Consider the following 21,313-nt stretch of genomic DNA (forward strand, 5'->3'; position numbering starts at 1 on the left):
TTAAGCTTAGCTTTGATAAACTTTAATTTAAATAAATTTAATGTTTTAAATAAAAGGTTTATCATGAATTATGAAGAGGTAGTTGTCGAATTAGACCATGTTATAAAGAGTTCTGAAAAGGTAGCTGTATCAGTTTTTGATAAACTAGAATTAGCTTTATCATATACAAAAGAAAAAGAATCAAGTGATTTGATTATGGAAGTTATGAATACAATACAAGAAGAAGATATCTTCAGACAAAAACTTGAAAGAGTTGTGAATTGTATTTGCGAAGCTCAAGGTATAGATGGGACTAGATTTAATATAGCGCCAACTGCGAAACATATTTCAGGTGATAAATATGATGATGAAATATCTCAAGAGGATATCGATAAAATGTTTGCCAATATCAATAAATAGAAAGTTCAAACTTTCTATTTATTACATACTTCTTTTTTAAGAGTATTTAAAGTACCAAATATTCTTAAAGATTCAATCTCTATTTCTTTTGCTTTCTCATTTAAAACATTATTTGCTTCATTATTTGCATTTGCATCAGTTAATGCTTGTATCTTTCTTGCCAATGAACTATTTAAAGTTTTAAGCTCTTCAAGTGAATTAGATGCTTCAATATTATAAGTTGCTTCAAAATTACTAATAAATGTAGAAAGAACTTCTGAAGGCGTTGCACTCCATTTAGTTTTTTCACCCAATCTAGAATAAGCTTGATCTTTTAATTCTAAAACATTTACTTTTACTTTTGCTGCATCATAGACTAAGTCTACATTACATACTTGTTCTCTCGCATCTTGAATAAAACTAGCTCTTGAGGCAGCAGTAACAAGAGAATTTGACATATTAGCAATCAATCTTGACATATTAGATATATCTTCTGCTACTCCTGCATTTTGTTGTGTCGCTTGATCTAAAGTTGTAACAGCATCATTGATTTGTCTAATACCAGCTTCTTGTTCTTTTGCTGCATTTGAAACATTATCAATCATTACTATTGTATCAGTAACATTTTGATTTAATTCATTATATCCTTCAATCATTTTATTTGAAATATCTTGTCCGCCTTTTGCTTTCATTGAAGCAGCTTCAACTATATCTTTTATCTCTTTAGCAGCTTCTGCACTTCTTGATGCAAGGTTTCGCACTTCTTGAGCAACCACAGCAAAACCTTTACCAGCTTCCCCTGCAGTTGCAGCTTCTACAGCAGCATTAAGTGAAAGAATATTTGTTTGAAATGCAATTTGATCAATTATTTCAATAGCATCATTTATTGAACTTACTTGTTTATTAATATCTTCCATTGAATTAGCAGTTTGATTTGCTAAATCTTGTCCATTTTTTGCAGAAGCAGTAAGTTCTTGAGATAATAGCTTCATTTTACTAGCTGCTTCATTTGTTCCTTTTATGTTAGAAGTTATTTCTTCTAATGCAGCAGCTGTCTCTTCTAAAGATGCAGCTTGTTTATTTGATGATTTAGATAAATTGCTTGCAGCATCTGATAATGTTTGAGTATTTTCATTTAATGAATCACCCGTATTCATAATCATTGCTAAGATTTCAGAAGTATTATGTCCTACAAGTTTTATTCCAGCAGTTAGTGAACCTAAATCTCCATAAATACCCTTATCATCAATTTGTGCATCAAATTTTGATTCAGAGTAGTGTTTTAAAGTAGCATTTATTTTTTCTAGGGTAGCTCTAGTTCCACTAATCATAGTATTAAGTTTATTTTTTAAATCTTCAACATGTGGATTTGCAGCTTTAGAATTAACATTATATACAAAAAATCCATTACCTGTTTTTTCTAAAACATCATTTGCTTCTTCAATAACTTTGGCATCAAGTGCAAGACCTGCATTAACTTTATCCATATATGAGTTAAATAAATCAGCAACTTCAGAAATTTCATCTTTTGATTGAACGCTTAATCTTATATTTGTATCATTTGATTCAATTAAGTTTGTAAAACCTGATTTTAAAGACTCAATTGGGTTTGTAGCTCTTTTAACTAAAAAGAAAATTAATACAATAGTCAATATACTAAGTATAAGTGAAGTAGTAGAAATACTTACAACTAAATCAACTAGTTCTCTATCTGAATCTTGTAGTGAAAAAGTTAAGTCCATTACTCCAATTACATCACCAACTTGTTGATTTGCATGACACATAATACAATCTTGTTCAGCAATCATAGGTTTGATCATTCTTATTTCATGATTACCATTATCTGTTGTTTCAAATAATTGAGAATTTTTAGTTTCAAAAGATTTTAATATATTGAGATCTTCTGTATATTTTGCATTAGGTGCATACATTTCGATTAGGGGTTTACTTTTTGCAACAGTTAAATTTTTAACACCTTTTATGGTTGCTGCATCTTTTTCTGCTTTTTGGATAGTAGCAACATCCCCCGTTGACATTGCATTTCTTAAACTTTGAAACATTGCTGTATTTAACATTTCTAAGTATTCTTTTGTAGTATTTAAAGAATCTCTTTTTACTTCCGTTGTAGTAAAGTAAATTACTGAAGTACTACTAATTGCCATTAAAATAATTAGTGCAAATATTATTTTATTGCTTATTTTTTTCGATATAAATCCAAACATTTACTAACCTTAATCTTTAAGTTGTAATAGTATATAATTAAATCTATTTATAAACAATAAAAACTTAAAGAGATTTAAAAAAATAATGATAGTTGGAATAAACGGAAAAATAATAAGAAAAGAGCCAACCCTCTTACACATCGATGTTAATGGGTTAGTTTATGAAGTCTTTGTATCTGTTAACTGCAGTTCTAAGATAACAGAAAATAATATTTCATTACACACTACATACATAATAAGAGAGGATTCTCAGGCTTTGTATGGATTTATTGATGTAAATGAAAAAAAACTTTTTGATACAGTGATAAAAATAAATGGAGTGGGACCAAAAGTAGCACTTGCAATTTGTTCAACTTTTACTCCAAGTTCTTTTTCTCAAATAGTAAGTTCAAATGATATCTCTATGTTAAAAAGAGTTCCCGGAATTGGTCCAAAAGGAGCTAGTAGAATTTTGGTTGAGTTATCTGGATTTGTTATTGATGGAAATAGTGATGAAGATTCAATGGGAACAAATATGATGGAAGCATCTATGGCATTGGAATCATTAGGATTCAAAAAAGATGTTATAAGTAAAGCATTAAAAAGCTGTAGTGCTACAAATACAAGTGACTTAGTAAGAGAAGCACTTAAAAGATTACAAAAATAGATTTAAAGGTTAGATAAGAATGAAGATTGCTATAGTTTTTGGTGGAAGTAGTTATGAACATGAGATTTCAATAGTATCTGCTATTGCTATGAGAGATGTTATTAAAAGTGAATTAGAATATATATTTTTAGATGAGAACAGAGATTTTTATCATATTCCTACTAAAACAATAAAATCAAAACTTTTTAGCACAGGTGAATATAAAAAGTGTGATAAATTAACTATCAAAAAAGGTGGCTTTTCAAAAAAAGCTATGTTTGGAGAAAAAAATGTAGAGTTTGATATTGTTTTAAACTTAATTCATGGTGGAGATGGTGAAGATGGAATAGTTGCTTCACTATTTGAATTTTTTGATATAAGATACATAGGTCCTAGAGTTGGAGCTTGTAGCGTAAGTTTCAATAAGTTTTTAACAAAAGGATATGCTTCATCTTTAGGAATTAAGACAATACCTTATCAATATTTTACAAAATTTGATGAAGTAAGTGTAGAACAATTTCCAGTAATTGTGAAACCAGTTACTTTAGGAAGCTCGATTGGGGTTAGTATTGTAAAATCAAAAGAAGAGTTAAGTTATGCCCTTGATGTTGCTTTTGAGTTTGATAATGCAGTTTTAATAGAGACTTTCATACCAAATATTAAAGAGTACAATCTAGCAGGTTATAAAATAGGGAATGAAATCAAATACTCAATAGTAGAAGAGCCACAAAAAGCTGACTTTTTAGATTTTGATAAAAAGTATCTTGATTTTGCAAGAACAGAGCGAGTAAGTGTTGCTAATATTAGTGAGGAATTAAAAGATAAGTTGAAAAAAGCATTTGAGACTATTTATAATACTACTTTTAATGATGCAATGATTAGATGTGACTTTTTTGTAATAGATGATGAAGTGTATTTAAATGAGATTAACCCAATCCCTGGTTCTATGGCAAACTATTTGTTTGAAGATTTTGATGCAAGTATAAAAGAACTATCAAAATCACTAAGACTAAAAGATAAAATCAAAATCTCATATGACTATGTAAACAAAATCCAAGCGGCTAAGGGTAAATAAACCTTGGCTTTAAAATCAATTCAATACGATAATAAAACTTTTGATATCTCATATGAAATAATAAATCAATCTTCAAAAAAAGATATTGTTATTCTTCATGGTTGGGGTTCAAATAAAGATATCATGAGTAAAAACTTCAAAAGCTATTTGCCAAGTTTTAGACAAATATATGTTGACCTACCAGGTTTTGGAAAAAGTCCTACTCAATATGTACTTACAACAGATGATTATACAAATATTATGGAGATATTTTTAAAATCTATTTCTGCTTCAAAAGATACAATTATAGGACACTCATATGGTGGAAAAGTTGCCACAAAATTAAATCCCAAAAATCTTATACTTCTAAGTAGTGCTGGAATAGTAGAAGAAAAATCAGCAAAAGTAAAAAGAAAAATCAAAATGGCTAAGTTATTTAAATCCTTAGGATTAGGTGGTATTACTAAGATTTTTAGAAGTAAAGATGTGGATAATATGAGTGAAAATATGTATGAGACTTTTAAAAATGTACTAAATGAAGATTTTACAGAAGAGTTTAAAAACTTTTCTGGAAAAGCATATATATTTTGGGGGAAAAGTGATACTGCTGTTTCTTTAGAATCTGGTAAAAAAATTGCCTCACTTATAAAAAACAGTGAATTTAAATCATATGAAGGGACTCATTTTTTCTTTGTTGAACATGCAAAAGATATAAGTGAGAGAGTAGAAAATGGAATACTTTAATATATTTACACATTTAGTTTTAGTTATGTCACTTGGTTGGTATTTGATTACCAATTTACAATGGTATAGCTATAAGTTAGAAAGAGTTGTCTTTAAGCATCATAAACTGCATTGGCATATCATATATTTTGTAACACCTTTTGTAATGTATTATTTATTGCCATCCTTATACTTTTTGATATATTTTTATGCTTTATATTTACCTTTATTGATTTTATGGAATATGAAACTTGATAAACCTTTGGTTTTAACTTCACGGGTTCAAAGATTCTTGGCGATACTTTTATTTGTAACATTTAGTATAAGTCTTTTATGTTTTGTAAGTGAAAATTGTAAATCTGCTGGTATTTTTATTCCACTATTTATAGCTTATTTGGTCTCTTTTTCATTGGAAAGAATATTTTTTATCTCTTTTAAACATAGAGCTAAAAAAAGACTTCAAGGTATAAAGAATTTAAAAATCATAGCAATTACTGCATCATATGGAAAAACATCTATAAAGAACTATTTATACCAAATACTTAAGTCAAAGTTCAATGCCTATAAAACTCCAAGAAGTGTAAATACCCTAGCAGGACTTGTTTTAGATGTAAACAGAGACCTACCTGAAAATACACAGATATACATAGCAGAAGCAGGGGCTAGAATGCAAGGCGATATAGAAGAGATATCAAACTTCTTGCACCAAGATTATGCGATCTTAGGACAAGTAGGTGAACAACATATAGAGTATTTCAAAACCTTAGATAATATTATCCACACAAAAATGGAAATTCTAAAATCACCAAAAATGATAAAAGCTTTTGTACATGAATCTGTACCAATTTTAGACTATTCAAAAATAGAAAAGTTCCCAAATGATTTAAACATAACAAAAAGTAATCTAGATGGAATCTGGTTTGATGTTAATATTGATGGGAAACAAGAGCATTTTTATGCACCAATACTTGGAAGTTTCAACGCAGTAAATCTAACAGCTTGTATTCTTATGGCAAAAGAGTTAGGTATGAGTATAGATCAAATCAAAATAGCCCTAGATAAAATTAAGCCAGTAGAACATAGACTTCAAAAAATAGAAGCTGGTGGAAAAGTAATCATTGATGATAGTTTTAATGGAAATTTTGAAGGTATGCTTGAAGCTGTAAATCTTTGTAGTGAATACAAAGGAAGAAAAGTAATCATAACTCCAGGTCTTGTAGAATCAACAGATGAGACAAATATACTTTTAGCAAAAGAGATAAATAAACACTTTGATTTTGTTATTTTAACTGGTTCATTAAATACTCATCTTTTTAGTGATAATATTGATAAAAATAAACAGTTTATCTTAAAAGATAAATCGAAAATGGAAGAGACTTTAGCAGAAAAAACAAGAGCAGGGGATTTAATCCTTTTTGCAAATGACGCTCCAAACTTCATATAGGAATTATTATGGAAAGAATTTATGCACCTTGGCGATTTGAGTATGTAACAGAAGATAAGATTGAGGGGTGTGTATTTTGTCACATTTATGAAAATCCAAATGATGATGAAAAACTAGGTGTTGTTTTTAGAGATAAAAACTGCTATGTGGTTATGAACAAATACCCATACACTCCGGGTCATATGATGGTAATCCCAAACTTTCATACAGAAAATATAGAAGATTTAGATGATGAAGTATGGATTGAGATGTCTTTACGTGTTAAACAAGCTACAAAGATGTTAAAAGAGGTTTTAAATGCTGAGGGTATAAATATTGGTATGAATCTTAGCAAAGCTGCTGGTGCTGGTATAGCAGAGCATGTTCATTATCATCTTGTTCCAAGATGGGGAGGGGATACTAATTTTATCACTACTATAGGAGATACTAGAGTTTATCCTGTAGATTTTGGGAAGATTTATAAGAAATTTTGTGAGAATTCAGATAAATATTTTAAAGAAAATTAATTTTATTTGTAAGTATAATTTTACTACATGCAGAGGATGAAATTTTGGAAAATGAAAATATAAAAGAACTTCCTAATTCTTATATACAATATATTTTAAACTTGTGAAGATAGAAAAAATATGGCAAATACTTGGAATATTCCTTTATGGTTAGAATTAGAAGTTAAGCAAAGAGATAAAAAATGTGTTTATTGTAGCGTAGAGTTTACCTCTTCAAAAGTTTCTAAAAAAACTGCTCCAAGTTGGGAACATATTATTAATAATGCAAAAATAATCACAAGAGAAAACATAGCTTTATGTTGTTGTAGTTGCAATGCAAGTAAAGGACAAAAAGAACTTTCTATTTGGCTTGAATCAAAATATTGTAAGGAAAAGAGTATTAATAAAGATACTGTTTCTTTGATAATAAAACAAGCACTTGAGAATAATTAAAAATATTTACTATATTTTTTCATGAACACCTGTCGGTCTTCGTATCTCTTACTTTTTGATCTCGAAAAAGTAAGCAAAAAAGACTGCCGAATTGATGAAGGCGAAGCTACCCTCCCAGTTTTAAATTTATTTTCTAGTCTGCGGGACTCATAAAAAAGAGTGAGTTTATCACTCTTTTTTATTCCAAACAAGTCCTCGACTTTTTCCGAAAAAAATTTAAAACTACTCGGCTTCATCAAAGGCAGGAAGAAATTCCTGTAGTTCAAACTTAAAATTCATAAATTAATATTTAGACACCAACTCATATTACTACATCTACAGAAGCCGAGCGTTTATTTCTCTCTTTTCTAAACAAGATTGGTAACTGTCTGAGTGTTTAAAAGTTCCTAAATGGAAGTTTTAATAAGCGAGTTTTACCAATCAGAAAAGATAAAAATAATAAGTGAGGGAACCTCTGGCTTCGAAGCCGTAGTTGTTTTTGCTTACTTTTCGTCAATACATGCGGGAACGAAGTGACTAAATCCTGAAAGGTAAAAGTAAGAAAGAGAAGAGGTTTACCTCTTCAAGAGAGAAACTTATTATTTTCAAGCCAATATAACTTTACAATGCTATACTTAATACATAAAAACTCAATACAGGAATTAACTATGATAATTAGAAAACAATTAAATGATAGAATGAGTCAAATTGTTGAATACAATGGCGTTATATACTTAGCTGGAATTGTATCTGATGATAAAGACTTAGATATAAAAGGTCAGGCTCAAAGGGTATTGGCTATGGGAGAAGAAAGATTAGCTGAAGCTGGAAGCAATAAAGACCATATCTTACGAGCTGAAATATTTGTAAAAGACATCGCTAGAGATTTTGCAGACTTTAATGAAGTCTGGGATGCTTGGGTATCAAAAGAACAACCACCTGCACGTGCTTGTGTTGAAGCAAATATGGCAAGTTCTAATACACTAGTAGAGATAATATTTACAGCAGTAAAGAGTAGAATATTATAGTAAAAAGATTTTTTCTTTTTGCTAAACATTAAAGAAATTTATTACATCTTATTTCTTCTTGAAGTATAATACTTGCATAGTATTATTTCAAATAAAATCTGGAGAACTATTTATGAAAAGAGACACTATTATTATCGGCGCTGGAGTTGTTGGACTTATGTGTGCTTATCATTTACATAAAGCTGGACGAAAAGTAACTATTATCGATGAAGGTGATATTACTGATTGTACATCGTTTGGAAATGCTGGATTATTATCTGCTTTTGATAAAGGATGTTTAGCTTATCCTGGTGTTATTACAAACACAATGAAGCAGATGATAAAAGGTGAATCTCCAGTAAAAGTTCATCCAAAACTTGACCCCAAACTATTTAATTGGCTTTTTAGATTTGCAGCAAGTGCAAATGAAAAGAGATTTAAAAGAACAGTTATGCTTTTTGAAAAGTATGGGGAAGATACTTTAAAATTATATGAAAAGATGCAAAAAGAGGATAAACTAGATTTTGACTATCACAGAAAAGGTATGCTTTCTGTATTTACAGAAGATGCAAGTTATGAGAAGAAGTTAAAAGAGTGTGAATTAAAAGATAAAAAAACATATAAAATATTATCAAAAGAAGAGACAAAAGAGTATTTACCTTGTGGAAATGAGAAAATAAAAGGTTCAATTTTATTTAATAGAAATGCTCACCTTGACCCTAAAAGAGTTATGTTTGAAACAAAAGAATTTTTAAAAAAAGAGGGTGTTGAGTTTATATTAAATGAAAAAATCATAGATATAAAATTTTCAAATAAAAAAGTAAAATCAGTAAGTTCACTTACAAACACTTACGAAGCAGAAAACTTTATACTTTCAACTGGTTATCAAACACTTTTAGCTGATATTAGAAAAAAAAGTTTGATGATGACACCTGCAAAAGGTTATAGTATCACTTTTTCTATGCCAAGTGAATTTAAGCCAAAAACATCAACACTGTTTAGTGATTTGTTTATAGTGATGACTCCAAGACGAGATAGTGTAAGACTTACCTCAAAATTAGAACTAGGTTCTACTGATACAAAAGTAGTAAAAGAGCAAATAGATAGTATAAAATCAAACTTTGAAAAATACACACTTCCCTTTGAGATGAAAGAGATAAAAGAGTGGACAGGATTTAGACCACTTACTCCAAATGATATACCACTATTTGGAAGAGATGAAGAGTATAAAAACTTAGTATATGCTATGGGAATGGGTTGGCTTGGTATGACTTTTGCTCCTAGTATTGGGAAAATAGTTAGAAAAATTATCACAAAAGATTTAGAGAATAAAAATAGCGATGATGTTTTACTTTTCTCAGGTTTTTATCAATAAAATAAAATATAAAAGGTTATAGATGTATTCAAAACTACTATCTAAAAAGAAATATTATGGTGAAGGTAAAATCTCAGAATCAAAAAATGAAGAGTTTTATAGAAGTAGTTTCCACAAAGATTATGATAGATTAATATTTTCAAAGTCATTTAGAAGACTTTCAAAAAAAACGCAAGTTCATCCTTTATCTAAAAATGACCATGTGCATAATAGATTGACTCATAGTTTAGAAGTTGCAAGTGTGGGAAGAAGTTTAGGATTAAGAGCTGGAGAGATATTTAAAAGAAAAAATGAGAGTATAAATCCATATGATGTGGGATATATAGTTCAAACAGCTTGTTTGGCACATGATATTGGGAATCCACCCTTTGGACATGCAGGTGAAGAAGTTATTAAAGAGTGGTTTGCAAAAAATAAAGAAGAGAGTTTTCTAAAAGCCTTATCAAGTGATGAGTTAGATGATTTTTTAAACCTAGATGGCAATGCCCAAAGTTTTAGAATAGTATCAAAACTTGAAAACAATAGTTTTAAAGGTGGTATGAATCTTACTTTTTCTACTTTGGGAGCACTTATAAAGTATCCTTATGCTTCAAGTAATTGTAAAAAAATAGGAAAGTCAAAATTCAACTTTTTTCAAAGTGAAAAAGAGTTTTTCGAACTACTTTTTAAAGAACTTGATTTGGTAAGAAAAGATGGGACATATATGAGACATCCACTTTCTTATTTGATGGAAGTTGCTGATGATATTTGTTATGGGTTGTTAGATTTACAAGATGCCCATGAACTTAAAATCATCACACTTAATGACACAATAAAAATCTTTGAACATATATTAGGAACCCAAGAGGTTAAAAATTCACTTGCAAATGAAAAGTATGATGATTTCCAAAGATTATCAAGATTTGTTGCCCTGTCAATCAACAATCTTACTAATCATGCAATGGAAAAATTTGAAGAAAATTTAGAACATATCTGCAGTGAAAACCAAGAAAAAGATTTATTAACATATTTTACAAATGATGATTTAAAGCAAGGATTATTGGTAGCAAAAAAACTAGGTCATGAAAAAGTATTTAATGAGACTAGAAAAGTAGAATTAGAACTTGGTGCTTATAATATAATTGAAACCTTGTTAGATAACCTAATAAAAGCTACTTATAGACTGCACAAATGCAAAGATGAGAAAAAGTTATCCTTTAAAGATCAAAGAGCCTTGCAACTAATGGAAAATGATAAACCAAATAAAAACGACTCACTATACAATATGTATCAAAGAGTTATTGATTATATCGTAGGTATGACTGATAATCATGCAAAATATATTGCCCATCAATTTATTGGAATGAGTTATTAAAATATTTATTTTAATAACTCAGATGGTTCTATATTAAAAAGTTTCGCTAATTTATATACATGTTCTAAATTAAAATGTTTTTTGTATTTTAAATTCTCACAATTAGAATAAAAAGCAACTGATTTTATACCAATTTCAAGGGCAACTTCTAATTGTTTTAATCCCTTTTCAATTCTTTTTTTTTTATGTTTTCTGATATTTTCCTATAAAAAAATTCAATTTCAATTTCAGTTGTATTATCTAATAAATTCATTTCTGTATTAATTATCCTATTATTATATAATTTAAATAACCCTGTAATTATTATAGTTATAATAATTTTTATCTTTTTTGTATTAATTACCCTATTATTACATTAGCAACATAACTATATAGATATAATAATTTTTTATCTTTATTCTATAGGATAAATATAATAATTGTTAGGATTTAATTATCTTTTTATATTCATATTTTTATTGATTTTTAATAAATATAATAATTACTAACTTTATAATTGATGTATTATTATCCTATGGGATATAGAAATTATTATTTTATTTAATTATGATATCAATAATTAGTAATTACTAATTACTAATTACTAATTACTAATTAGTAGTTTATCATATATTAATCATAATTGAGATGAGAAGAATGAAAAGAAATAATAAGAAATATATTTACTAATGAAAGAAAATAATTTATTGAGTAAAGAAGATTATAGAATTTTGCAGTTGGCAAATGTCATGCAAAATGTCATGTCTGAATGTAAAAATCCCTTAAATAAAATATATACTATGTCTTCAGGTACTTTGTTAAATGCAGAAATGGGTTTAATTAATGAAGAATCTTATAAAGAGACTTTAATTACTATAAATGAAAACATTAAAAGTATACTAAATGGCATTAGTTATTTTGATATATTTTTATCAAATAAAGATGAATTGAAATCATTTAATATCAATAATGCTTTACAAAATGCAATATCCATGCACAATGAAATTTTTACAAAATACAAAATATTAGTTAAAACAAATTACTTAGCTAATAGTAATTTTACTGGTTATGAAAATGAATTAACACAAATATTTATATGTGTATTGTCTTCGTTAATCGATATCTTAAAAAATAAGTCAAAACATAAAATAATAATAATCAAAACAGAAACAAATCAAAATAATACAAAGATTACTATTAGAGTTACTAATGGAAATATAAATGAAACTCCTTTAGACATTGGGTTATATATATCAAAGAAAATTGTTGAAGAACATTATAAAGGAGAAATTATAATAGAAAAAAAAAGATTTGAATTAGAAGGAAAAATATATCAAGAAATGAAGTTTATAATTAATATTAACAATAATATAGTTATTTGAGCTTTATTAATAAAGTGCCCAGAAGTCTATTAAATTATTTATAATGTAAGAATTATATTTTTATATTAAAAATTTTTTTTAGGTTTTCGTTGAGAATTTTGTTTAAGTACTTTTTTACTAAAAAGCACTTACTTAAAATAGTTAAATATTTATTTAATTGTTTTGATAAACTATTATGCTGAATAATAGTTAATTATAATTACAGGTTTTAATATGTTAAAAAATATAAAAATTACTACAAAGTTAAGTTTAGGTTTTGGAATTATTTTAGTACTAATTGGATTGCTTGGGTTTTTTTCTTTGCAGAGAATGAGTATGGTAAATGATCAATCAACAATAATGTCAGATAATTGGATGCCAAGTATCAAAGTGGTGGAGGAAATTAATACAGATACTTCAGATTTTCGTATTTCAGAATTTTTACATGTGTTGTCGCAAACTCCTGAGAGTATGAAAATTGCAGAAGATAAAATGAAAGATGTATTGGTTAAATTAAATAAAGATCGTTCACTATATGAAAAACTTATATCTTCTACTGAAGAGCAAGATTTATATGACAAGTTCTCTAAAGAGTTTGATAATTATATGGAAATACATGATCGTTTATTAACTGTATCAAGAGCAAATAAAACTGATGAAGCTATTAGAACTTTACAAGAAGGTGAAAAATCATTTAATGCTTATTCTTCTGAAATGCTTAAATTGGTTGAAATGAATGTTAATGGTGGACAAAAAGCTAGTGAAAATGGAGACATTGTATATGATAATGCAAAAACAATGGTTATGGTTATTATTTTTATTGCACTTGCATTAGGAATTGGAACAGGATTTCTTATTATAAAAGAAATTGTTAATAAACTTAACACTTTCCAAACAGGCTTAATAGACTTTTTCAAATACTTAAATAGAGAGATAGGAGAAGTAGAACGAATAAAAATCGACTCAACAGATGAATTTGGGAAGATGGCAAAAGTAGTAAATGAGAATATAGAGAAAACAAAAAAAGGAATAGAAGAAGATAGAAAATTAATAGATGAGACAATAGCAGTATTAGGAGAGTTTGAACAAGGTGATTTAGTACAAAGATTAGATATAAATGTATCAAATCCAGCTTTAATGCAATTAAAAGATGTGTTAAATAAGATGGCAGATAATTTAGAGAATAATATAAATAATGTGCTTAATATTGTAGAAGAATACTCTTCATATAATTATTTAAATAAGATATCTACAAAAGGTATAAAAGAACATCTTCTAAAATTAGCAAGTGGAGTAAATAATCTAGGTGATTCAATAACTGAGATGTTAGTTGAGAATAAATCAAATGGTTTAACATTAGATAAAAGTTCAAATATTTTACTAAATAATGTAGATAAATTAAATCAAAGTTCAAATGAAGCAGCAAGCTCATTAGAAGAAACAGCCGCAGCCTTAGAAGAAATCACAAGTAATATTAGAAGTAACACAGAAAATATAGCAAAAATGTCTTCACTATCATTAGGAGTAACAGAAGCAGCAAATGCAGGTGAAGCCTTAGCAAATGACACTACCTTGGCTATGGAAGAGATAAATGCTCAAGTAACAGCAATAAAAGAAGCAATCACAGTAATAGATCAAATAGCTTTCCAAACAAATATTCTAAGTCTAAATGCAGCAGTAGAAGCAGCAACAGCAGGAGAAGCAGGGAAAGGATTTGCAGTAGTTGCAGGAGAAGTGCGAAATCTAGCTTCAAGAAGTGCAGAAGCAGCAAGTGAGATAAAATCATTAGTAGAAAATGCTACAAATAAAGCAAATGATGGGAAAAATATAGCAGGTGAAATGATAAAAGGATATAAAGCATTAAATAGTAATATCTTAGAATCAACAAACCTAATTACAGATATAGAAAGTGCTTCAAAAGAGCAACTATCAGGAATAGAACAAATTAATGATGCAGTAAATGAATTAGATCAACAAACTCAACAAAATGCAATGGTAGCATCTGAAACACAAGATATAGCAATCTTAACAGATCAAATTGCAAAATTAATAGTAAGTGATGCAAATACAAAAGAGTTTAAAGGTAAAGATAGTGTAAAAGCTAAATCAACTGAAAATAAACAAAATGTTACTTCATCCCTTGAAAAAGAAGTAAAAAAACCTGAAAGGAAAAAAGAAGTAAAGTATGAAGTGATAAAATCAAATAAAGACAATAATGATGAATGGGAGAGCTTTTAAGCTCTTCTGTTTTAATTTTTGTATATAAAAATAGAAAAGACAATGAATAAAATTATAATCATTTTGTGTAAAAAAATCATTAAATAAATTACTTTTAAATTTAAGTGTTTGAAATACTTATAATATCACTACTTTTATGCTAATATATTATTATTAGATATGATAAATAATAGTTAAAAGGAAATAATATGTTTAAAAATATGACTATTAAGATGAAGTTAATAGCTTCATTTATCACAATTGTGATTTTAATTGTTTGTTTGGCCGTATATAGCATATATTCAATTAATGAATCAGCTGATGGATTTACATCATATAGGGCAATGGCAAAAGATACTGTTCTCTCTACACGAATAGAAGGAAATGTTTTAGATGCAAGAATTAGTGTCATTAAATACTTAAATGCAGACTCTCAAAAAAATATAGATGACTTTGAAAAATCTTATAAAAAGATATTCAATATTATTGATATAGCAAAAAAAGAGATAATACAACCAAATCGTGCTTCTAAAATAGTAGAAATACAGAAGAATTTAATTACATATAAAGAGAGTTTTTCTAAAGTAATAAAATATACAAAAGATAAAGATAAAATTTTAACTACTATTTTAAATGTAAATGGTAAAAAAATTGAAGTTATTTTATCATCTATTTTTAATGTAACAAAAAATGAGCAAGATCATGAAGCTTCATATATTACAGGAAATGCAATTAGAAGTTTTTTATTAGCAAGACTTTATACAATGAAGTTTTTAGACACAGAGTCTAAAGATGCATATGATAGAGTAGAAAGTGAATTTAATATTTTATCTAATAATTTAATGAGACTAAAAAGTACTATAAAAAATAGTAATAGAATAACTCAACTTAATGAATTACTTGATTTAATACAAATATATACTAAGGGAGTTAAAGAGGTATATGATGATACTCTTAAAAAAAGAGAAATAGTTGAAGAAAAGATAAATGTTATTGGTCCTAAAATTGCAGATTTAAGTGAAGAAGTTAAATTATCAATTAGGGCAGAACAAGATTTAATCGGACCAGCTGTCCAAAAATTAAATTCAAATATAAAATTATTAATTACAATCATATCTATAATAATATTAACTTTAGCAATTTTCCTAGCAATAGCCTTACCAAGAAATATAGCTAACTTATTAAATACATTCCAAGAAGGATTATTAAACTTTTTCAAATACTTAAATAGAGAGATAGGAGAAGTAGAACGAATAAAAATCGACTCAACAGATGAATTTGGGAAGATGGCAAAAGTAGTAAATGAGAATATAGAGAAAACAAAAAAAGGAATAGAAGAAGATAGAAAATTAATAGATGAGACAATAGCAGTATTAGGAGAGTTTGAACAAGGTGATTTAGTACAAAGATTAGATATAAATGTATCAAATCCAGCTTTAATGCAATTAAAAGATGTATTAAATAAGATGGCAGATAATTTAGAGAATAATATAAATAATGTGCTTAATATTGTAGAAGAGTACTCATCTTATAATTACTTAAATAAAATATCAACAACTGGACTAAAAGAGCATCTTTTAAAATTATCATCAGGAATAAATGCCTTAGGTGAGTCAATAACAGAAATGTTACTAGAAAGTAAATCCAATGGATTGACTTTAGATAAAAGTTCAAATACTTTACTAAATAATGTAGATAAATTAAATCAAAGTTCAAGTGAAGCAGCAAGCTCATTAGAAGAAACAGCCGCAGCCTTAGAAGAAATCACAAGTAATATTAGAAGTAACACAGAAAATATAGCAAAAATGTCTTCACTATCATTAGGAGTAACAGAAGCAGCAAATAATGGAGAAGCATTGGCAAATGATACAACACTTGCAATGGAAGAAATAGATTCTCAAGTAACAGCAATAAAAGAAGCAATCACGGTAATTGACCAAATATCTTTTCAAACAAATATTCTTTCTTTAAATGCAGCAGTAGAAGCAGCAACAGCAGGAGAAGCTGGGAAAGGGTTCGCAGTAGTTGCAGGTGAAGTGCGAAACTTAGCTTCAAGAAGTGCAGAAGCAGCAACTGAAATTAAATCATTAGTGGAAAATGCAACAACCAAAGCAAATGAGGGCAAAAATATAGCAAGAGAGATGATAAAAGGATATAAAGTACTAAATGATAATATAGGGGGAACTGCAAAAATAATATCTGATGTAGAAAGTGCCTCAAAAGAACAATTGTCAGGAATAGAACAAATCAATGATGCCGTGAATCAATTAGACCAACAAACCCAACAAAATGCAATGGTAGCATCTGAAACACAAGATATAGCAACATTAACAGACGAACTAGCCAAACTAATTGTGTCTGATGCAAATTCAAAAGAGTTTAAAGGTAAAGATAGTGTAAAAGCTAAAGAATCTAATAAAGATGACAATATAAAAGAAGAGTTAAAACAAGATGCAAAAGAACCAAAGAGACAAAATCAAGCAGAAATAAAAAAGGCACAAAAAGATACTGACGACTGGGAGAGCTTTTAAGCTCTTCTACTTTATCTCTCTTTTTTTTATCTCATCTGATAATTCATCAAATTTAAAACGAGTTTTCATAAGTTTTAGACAATCTTCATGGATGAGAATCTCTTTTTCATCAAAAGAGTTTGCATTGTCTTTTAATTTATTATGGATATCTTCTAACTCCATATCATTGAATTCATCAGTAGAACCTTCATAATTAATCTCTTCAATCTCTTTTATATCCTTAGGCATCTTAAAATCACTGTAATAAAGTAACTCTTTAGTTACACCCCAATATCTTAGCCCTAATTTATTATAAAACTTAATAGAATTGTTTACACTATACAGCTTGCATCTTTCAACTTTATTGGGCTTTACTGAAGAAAAAAGATATTTTAATAATTTATATGCATAACCATTTCTTCTATATTTAAAAGGAGTTAGAATATTGTTTATTGTTAGATATTTGTTATTTTTAGAGATATTGTAAAAAAGATATGTAACATGACGATTATTGACTTTTAAAGCAAGGGGTGGGAATTTTTCCCAACTATAATAGTTATCCCACAAATCAAGTGCATTTTTTAGAAACTTTAGATTCTCAAAGTGGCTTAGTTTTTGTACCGATTCTAAATATTCTTCTCTACTTAGGGTAACAACTTCCAAAATTAATGTTCTTTGTGTTCATCTATTAATGTCATAATTTTGTCGTAAACTTCACTTGCTTGTGTATCATTGATTTGATTGGTATTGATTGATTCAACGATATTTTGTAGCTCTACCATAAATGATTCCATCTCTTTTATAGCTTCTATGTCATCTTCTGTTGCTTCATTATTCTCTAAAAGTTTTAACAAGTCTTCTAAATATGCTTCAACTTCTGGTAACATTGTTACTTCGACAACTTCTTTTAACTCATTTTTAATATTGGACATTTTTAGCCTTTTAATTAATTATTCAATTATTTTAAAATACAAAAGCAATATCTGCTATAGAAATATTATACATTAAAACCTTTGTATTATCAGAATCAATAACACTATATTTTATAGTTAAATCATTTGGATTTTCAATTTCTTGATGATTTTCCACAAATTTTTTGTATCTATTTTCATCTAAAATAGAATAAATAAAAAGTACCTTTTCTTTAAATTTTTCATTATTTATATATAAAGAGAAAACTTCAGGTTGTTTTTCTATGTCATATTTGTTTACAAAATTAATTGCATACATTTTTTCTACAAGGTCTTTTTTTATGTATTCTTTTGAATTATATGTATAATAATCATCTGCTAATATCTCTTCTAATTCATCTGATATTTCAAAATAATTAAACTTACTGTAGTCATTATCCTTTTCAATTAAATATTTTTTCTCAATCATAAATCTCCTTTTTTAAATAAATATTATATCAAATATTACTTAGTGTTATAAGAAAGTATAATTTTGAAAATATGTCTTTTCTAAAGTTGATACCTCTATATGATAAAGAAGAGGTTTTATTTTATCTTGACCCACCATATGTATCTACTGAGAGCTACTATAAAAATACAGGTGGATTTGGTATCAAAGAGCATAAAGAATTAGCAGCACTGTTGTCTCAAATAAAAGGTAAATTTTTACTCTCTTATAATGACTGTGAGCTGGTGCGTGAGTTATATAAAGACTTTAAGATAGTAAGTAGTAAAGAGATAGAGTACACGCTTGGTAAGAATGCAAGTGGAAAGAATAAGAGTGTTCGGGAGGTTTTTGTTATGAATTATTAGATAAGGCTTTTCCCTTATCTAATTAAAATCTTGTAAGAACATGGGAACCCATATTTACATAAAATCTAATATTATTGTTTTCAAGTTTTAGTGGTATCATAGTTCTTTCTTCAAAAGGTAAATGAGAAACATTTTGTTCTGTGCTTCCTTCTTCTTCAAGATAGCCATATTTTAAATCTATAATATCTCCAGCTGGAGTAACTTCTAAGTACCCGAAACCTATACCATTATAATTATCAAATAAATCATCTGTTTCTTCCAATTCAAATAGATTATTTTTTAATAGATTGATTTGTTCTTGAGTAAGTTTTTGTTCTACTTTTGAATGTAGTTTTGTAGGTATCGTATTGTTTGGTTTATAGTGTAGTATTTGCATAGTTTTTCCTCTTTTTTTATACATAGACAATAACATTGCTTGGGCTATGAAGTCAAGCAAAAAAGCTGTTTTTAAAAAATATTTGCACATAAAATGTTAGTAAAGTTATGATAATATTTAGCATGAAAAAATTTGATGAAATAATAGAGAAATTAAAAGACATACTATCTCAAGAGTATGGCAACAAAAAAATATATGATAAAGATGTTGCAGTAGCTCTTGGAATAGAAGAGTCAAACTTTAGAAAACAAAAGCATCGTAATACTATCCCATACTTTGAAATTATGAGCTTCTTAGCTAAAAGAAACATATCTATCAATTGGTTCTTCTTTAACCAGCTTCCTGAGTCCCTGATTGAATCTACATCAAACTATATAATACTAAAGTATCAAAGAACAGTTACAGCTTCAGCTGGAGGTGGAGCTATAAACTATGAACTTGACTCAACTCCACTTGTAATAGATAAGCAATTACTAGACCATATTAATAGTAGCTACAAATATACTGAAGTATTAAAGGTATTTGGTGAGTCTATGGAACCTGACATAAAAGATGAAAGCCTAGTCTTTATAGATAAGAGTAAAACAGATATAAATAGTACAGGTGTATATCTAATCAATACAAATGATGGCTTATATATTAAATGTATTAAAGTAGAAAATGATAAAGTTATTCTAAAATCAAATAACCAATCTTTTGATGATATAACATTATATATAGATGATGTAGATATTGTTGGTAGAGTTTGTGGTGTGTTGGTAAAGGTATAAAATGAAGAGTGAACTATTTAATAAGTTGTATTCTAATTTGGTTCATGATATCAAAAAGGAATTTTCTTCATTTAATGTGAATATAAATGAAGAAAAAAAAGATGATGAGTTTATAGTTGATTATATGAATTGGAGACGAAGATTCATAAGTAGATATAAAAGAAAAGTTTATTACTCAAGAGAAATTAAAGAAAATCCAAAATATAAGAATTATAAAAAGTCAATTGAGAAGATAGCCTATAAGTTTAAGAGTGGAGATGATTTAACACCTTTTTTATCAAAAGGAATAGTTGATACTCCTTATAAAAAAAACTCTAGAAAAGATAAAGATATATTTTTAAATGCATTTGGAATACATCATTTTCATTTAGGTAATGTTATCACTTCAAAAAAATATGGTATTAATTTTGTAAAGAGACATGATGATTTATTATATGCATTGATTAAAGATGACAAAGTATATTTCATAGACATTGATATTCATAATTTTGGTAACCTTAATTTATTTAGGATTATGAAAGATAATTGGGAATACTTATTATCAAAATATGAATTAAGAGGAATTTTACCTTCAAAGAAGAAAATGACTGATGAAATGGTAGATATATTAATTCATAAAGGTGCTAATGTAACTATTGAATTAGATAATAAAGTATATGGATTAGGTTTTGTGGTATCAAGTGGACATACGGGAAGTTGGATGTTTGATTTTAATTCATTTATAAATCAATTAGAAAAAATTGTATATATGCTTATATTTAATGATACTATTCTAAAAAATCAAATTAATAAGATGTACAACAATCGTTATAATAATATTGATTTTAAATTAGTTGTAAAAGCTGGATATATATATTTGGTTGAAGAAAGTTCTCAAAGCACAATTATAATCAATTGGGCGGAAAGTTCTTGTGAAATTTTTGAGGATTATTGTAAGCAAGGAAAACATGTGATGGATTTAAATTACTAGATTTTGCTTATAAAATGTTAGTGAAGTTAAACATTATGAAGCTCTTTTCTTGTGTACTAACATTTCATAGGCAAATAATTAACATTTTAAAAGCCGTTTTACACGTGTAAAGAATAGTATAAAAAGTTAGTAGAATATTAAAGGCGATTTTTTGAATTATCTCCCAATTTATAGGCTTTATAGGGGTTTTTCCTATGTGGTTGTTAAAAGGTTAGTGTTTAAACTTTCTTATACATTCTCTTATACATTTCAATACAGCATCTTATAC

General features: G+C 27.5%; 20 protein-coding genes and 3 pseudogenes. 17 read left to right on the top strand and 6 right to left on the bottom strand.

The features are described from left to right. Positions 1-63: 63 nt before the first annotated feature. Complete coding sequence (locus tag ACNI3D_RS05465) at positions 64-399, top strand: hypothetical protein (RefSeq protein ID WP_419768530.1); 336 nt, start codon at positions 64-66, stop codon at positions 397-399. A 14-nt stretch (positions 400-413) separates the two neighbouring features. Here the strand turns inward: ACNI3D_RS05465 and ACNI3D_RS05470 are convergent, their stop codons facing one another. Then, positions 414-2,600, bottom strand: a complete 2,187-nt coding sequence (locus ACNI3D_RS05470) for a methyl-accepting chemotaxis protein (RefSeq protein WP_419768531.1) — start codon at positions 2,598-2,600, stop codon at positions 414-416. 85 nt (positions 2,601-2,685) lie between these two features. Here ACNI3D_RS05470 and ruvA point away from each other — a divergent pair, with 85 nt between their 5' ends. The 9 genes from ruvA (at position 2,686) to ACNI3D_RS05515 (ending at position 11,099) form a co-directional block, all read left to right on the top strand. Further along, entirely contained in the window at positions 2,686-3,246 is a 561-nt protein-coding gene (gene ruvA / locus ACNI3D_RS05475) for a Holliday junction branch migration protein RuvA (protein ID WP_375723210.1), read from the top strand. Positions 3,247-3,265: 19 nt separating this feature from the next. Then, positions 3,266-4,300 carry a D-alanine--D-alanine ligase gene (locus ACNI3D_RS05480; RefSeq protein ID WP_419768532.1) on the top strand — a complete coding sequence of 345 codons (1,035 nt, stop codon included), beginning with the start codon at positions 3,266-3,268 and terminating at the stop codon, positions 4,298-4,300. Between the two features lie 3 nt (positions 4,301-4,303). Continuing rightward, positions 4,304-5,023: an EstV family lipase gene (estV, locus tag ACNI3D_RS05485; RefSeq protein WP_419768533.1), complete on the top strand. Its 720-nt coding sequence runs from the start codon at positions 4,304-4,306 to the stop codon at positions 5,021-5,023. Next, a complete protein-coding gene (locus ACNI3D_RS05490; protein ID WP_419768534.1) occupies positions 5,010-6,446 on the top strand; it encodes a Mur ligase family protein in 1,437 nt (478 codons plus the stop codon). The genes estV and ACNI3D_RS05490 overlap by 14 nt, the downstream gene beginning before the upstream one ends. Before the next feature lie 8 nt (positions 6,447-6,454). Beyond that, the gene (locus ACNI3D_RS05495) at positions 6,455-6,952 is read left to right on the top strand and encodes an HIT family protein (protein ID WP_419768535.1); all 498 of its coding nucleotides are present in this window, start codon (positions 6,455-6,457) and stop codon (positions 6,950-6,952) included. A gap of 120 nt (positions 6,953-7,072) precedes the next feature. Next, positions 7,073-7,384: an HNH endonuclease gene (locus ACNI3D_RS05500; protein WP_419768536.1), complete on the top strand. Its 312-nt coding sequence runs from the start codon at positions 7,073-7,075 to the stop codon at positions 7,382-7,384. A 647-nt stretch (positions 7,385-8,031) separates the two neighbouring features. Beyond that, positions 8,032-8,391, top strand: coding sequence for a RidA family protein (locus ACNI3D_RS05505; protein WP_419768537.1), 360 nt, complete (start codon positions 8,032-8,034; stop codon positions 8,389-8,391). A gap of 112 nt (positions 8,392-8,503) precedes the next feature. After that, the gene (locus ACNI3D_RS05510; protein WP_419768538.1) at positions 8,504-9,745 is read left to right on the top strand and encodes an NAD(P)/FAD-dependent oxidoreductase; all 1,242 of its coding nucleotides are present in this window, start codon (positions 8,504-8,506) and stop codon (positions 9,743-9,745) included. A gap of 22 nt (positions 9,746-9,767) precedes the next feature. Beyond that, on the top strand, positions 9,768-11,099 hold the full coding sequence (locus ACNI3D_RS05515; protein WP_419768539.1) for a deoxyguanosinetriphosphate triphosphohydrolase: 1,332 nt from the start codon (positions 9,768-9,770) through the stop codon (positions 11,097-11,099). Positions 11,100-11,104: 5 nt separating this feature from the next. On the opposite strand, the pseudogene ACNI3D_RS05520 reads toward ACNI3D_RS05515, so the two are convergent. Beyond that, positions 11,105-11,352, bottom strand: a pseudogene (locus tag ACNI3D_RS05520) (helix-turn-helix domain-containing protein). A 415-nt stretch (positions 11,353-11,767) separates the two neighbouring features. Between ACNI3D_RS05520 and ACNI3D_RS05525 the strand changes: the two are divergent. The 4 genes and pseudogenes from ACNI3D_RS05525 (at position 11,768) to ACNI3D_RS05535 (ending at position 17,187) form a co-directional block, all read left to right on the top strand. Further along, complete coding sequence (locus tag ACNI3D_RS05525; protein ID WP_419768540.1) at positions 11,768-12,460, top strand: hypothetical protein; 693 nt, start codon at positions 11,768-11,770, stop codon at positions 12,458-12,460. A gap of 213 nt (positions 12,461-12,673) precedes the next feature. Continuing rightward, positions 12,674-13,201 (top strand): annotated as a pseudogene (locus ACNI3D_RS16995) (MCP four helix bundle domain-containing protein); the annotation flags it as partial. 126 nt (positions 13,202-13,327) lie between these two features. Next, a pseudogene (locus ACNI3D_RS05530) lies at positions 13,328-14,677 on the top strand (methyl-accepting chemotaxis protein); the annotation flags it as partial. Positions 14,678-14,865: 188 nt separating this feature from the next. Beyond that, a complete protein-coding gene (locus ACNI3D_RS05535; protein WP_419768542.1) occupies positions 14,866-17,187 on the top strand; it encodes a HAMP domain-containing methyl-accepting chemotaxis protein in 2,322 nt (773 codons plus the stop codon). Positions 17,188-17,193: 6 nt separating this feature from the next. Here the strand turns inward: ACNI3D_RS05535 and ACNI3D_RS05540 are convergent, their stop codons facing one another. From ACNI3D_RS05540 to ACNI3D_RS05550, 3 genes are read right to left on the bottom strand one after another with little or no spacing between them, the layout of a single operon-like run. Next, on the bottom strand, positions 17,194-17,829 hold the full coding sequence (locus ACNI3D_RS05540; protein ID WP_419768543.1) for an N-acetyltransferase: 636 nt from the start codon (positions 17,827-17,829) through the stop codon (positions 17,194-17,196). Positions 17,830-17,831: 2 nt separating this feature from the next. Next, positions 17,832-18,098, bottom strand: a complete 267-nt coding sequence (locus ACNI3D_RS05545; protein WP_129102042.1) for a hypothetical protein — start codon at positions 18,096-18,098, stop codon at positions 17,832-17,834. A 31-nt stretch (positions 18,099-18,129) separates the two neighbouring features. Next, a complete protein-coding gene (locus tag ACNI3D_RS05550; RefSeq protein ID WP_419768544.1) occupies positions 18,130-18,546 on the bottom strand; it encodes a hypothetical protein in 417 nt (138 codons plus the stop codon). A gap of 47 nt (positions 18,547-18,593) precedes the next feature. On the opposite strand from ACNI3D_RS05550, the gene ACNI3D_RS05555 reads away from it, so the two are divergent. Next, the gene (locus tag ACNI3D_RS05555) at positions 18,594-18,929 is read left to right on the top strand and encodes a DNA adenine methylase (protein WP_419768981.1); all 336 of its coding nucleotides are present in this window, start codon (positions 18,594-18,596) and stop codon (positions 18,927-18,929) included. Positions 18,930-18,951: 22 nt separating this feature from the next. On the opposite strand, the gene ACNI3D_RS05560 is transcribed toward ACNI3D_RS05555, so the two are convergent. Beyond that, the gene (locus ACNI3D_RS05560; RefSeq protein WP_419768545.1) at positions 18,952-19,305 is read right to left on the bottom strand and encodes a hypothetical protein; all 354 of its coding nucleotides are present in this window, start codon (positions 19,303-19,305) and stop codon (positions 18,952-18,954) included. Between the two features lie 107 nt (positions 19,306-19,412). Between ACNI3D_RS05560 and ACNI3D_RS05565 the strand changes: the two genes are divergently transcribed. Next, positions 19,413-20,075 (top strand): S24 family peptidase, encoded by a 663-nt coding sequence (locus ACNI3D_RS05565; protein WP_419768546.1) that lies wholly within the window; start codon positions 19,413-19,415, stop codon positions 20,073-20,075. Between the two features lies 1 nt (position 20,076). Further along, positions 20,077-21,045 carry a hypothetical protein gene (locus ACNI3D_RS05570; RefSeq protein ID WP_419768547.1) on the top strand — a complete coding sequence of 323 codons (969 nt, stop codon included), beginning with the start codon at positions 20,077-20,079 and terminating at the stop codon, positions 21,043-21,045. Positions 21,046-21,313: the final 268 nt, after the last annotated feature.

It is taken from the genome of Arcobacter siniprincipis (SeqCode) (assembly GCF_048571125.1).
Lineage (GTDB): Bacteria > Campylobacterota > Campylobacteria > Campylobacterales > Arcobacteraceae > Arcobacter > Arcobacter siniprincipis.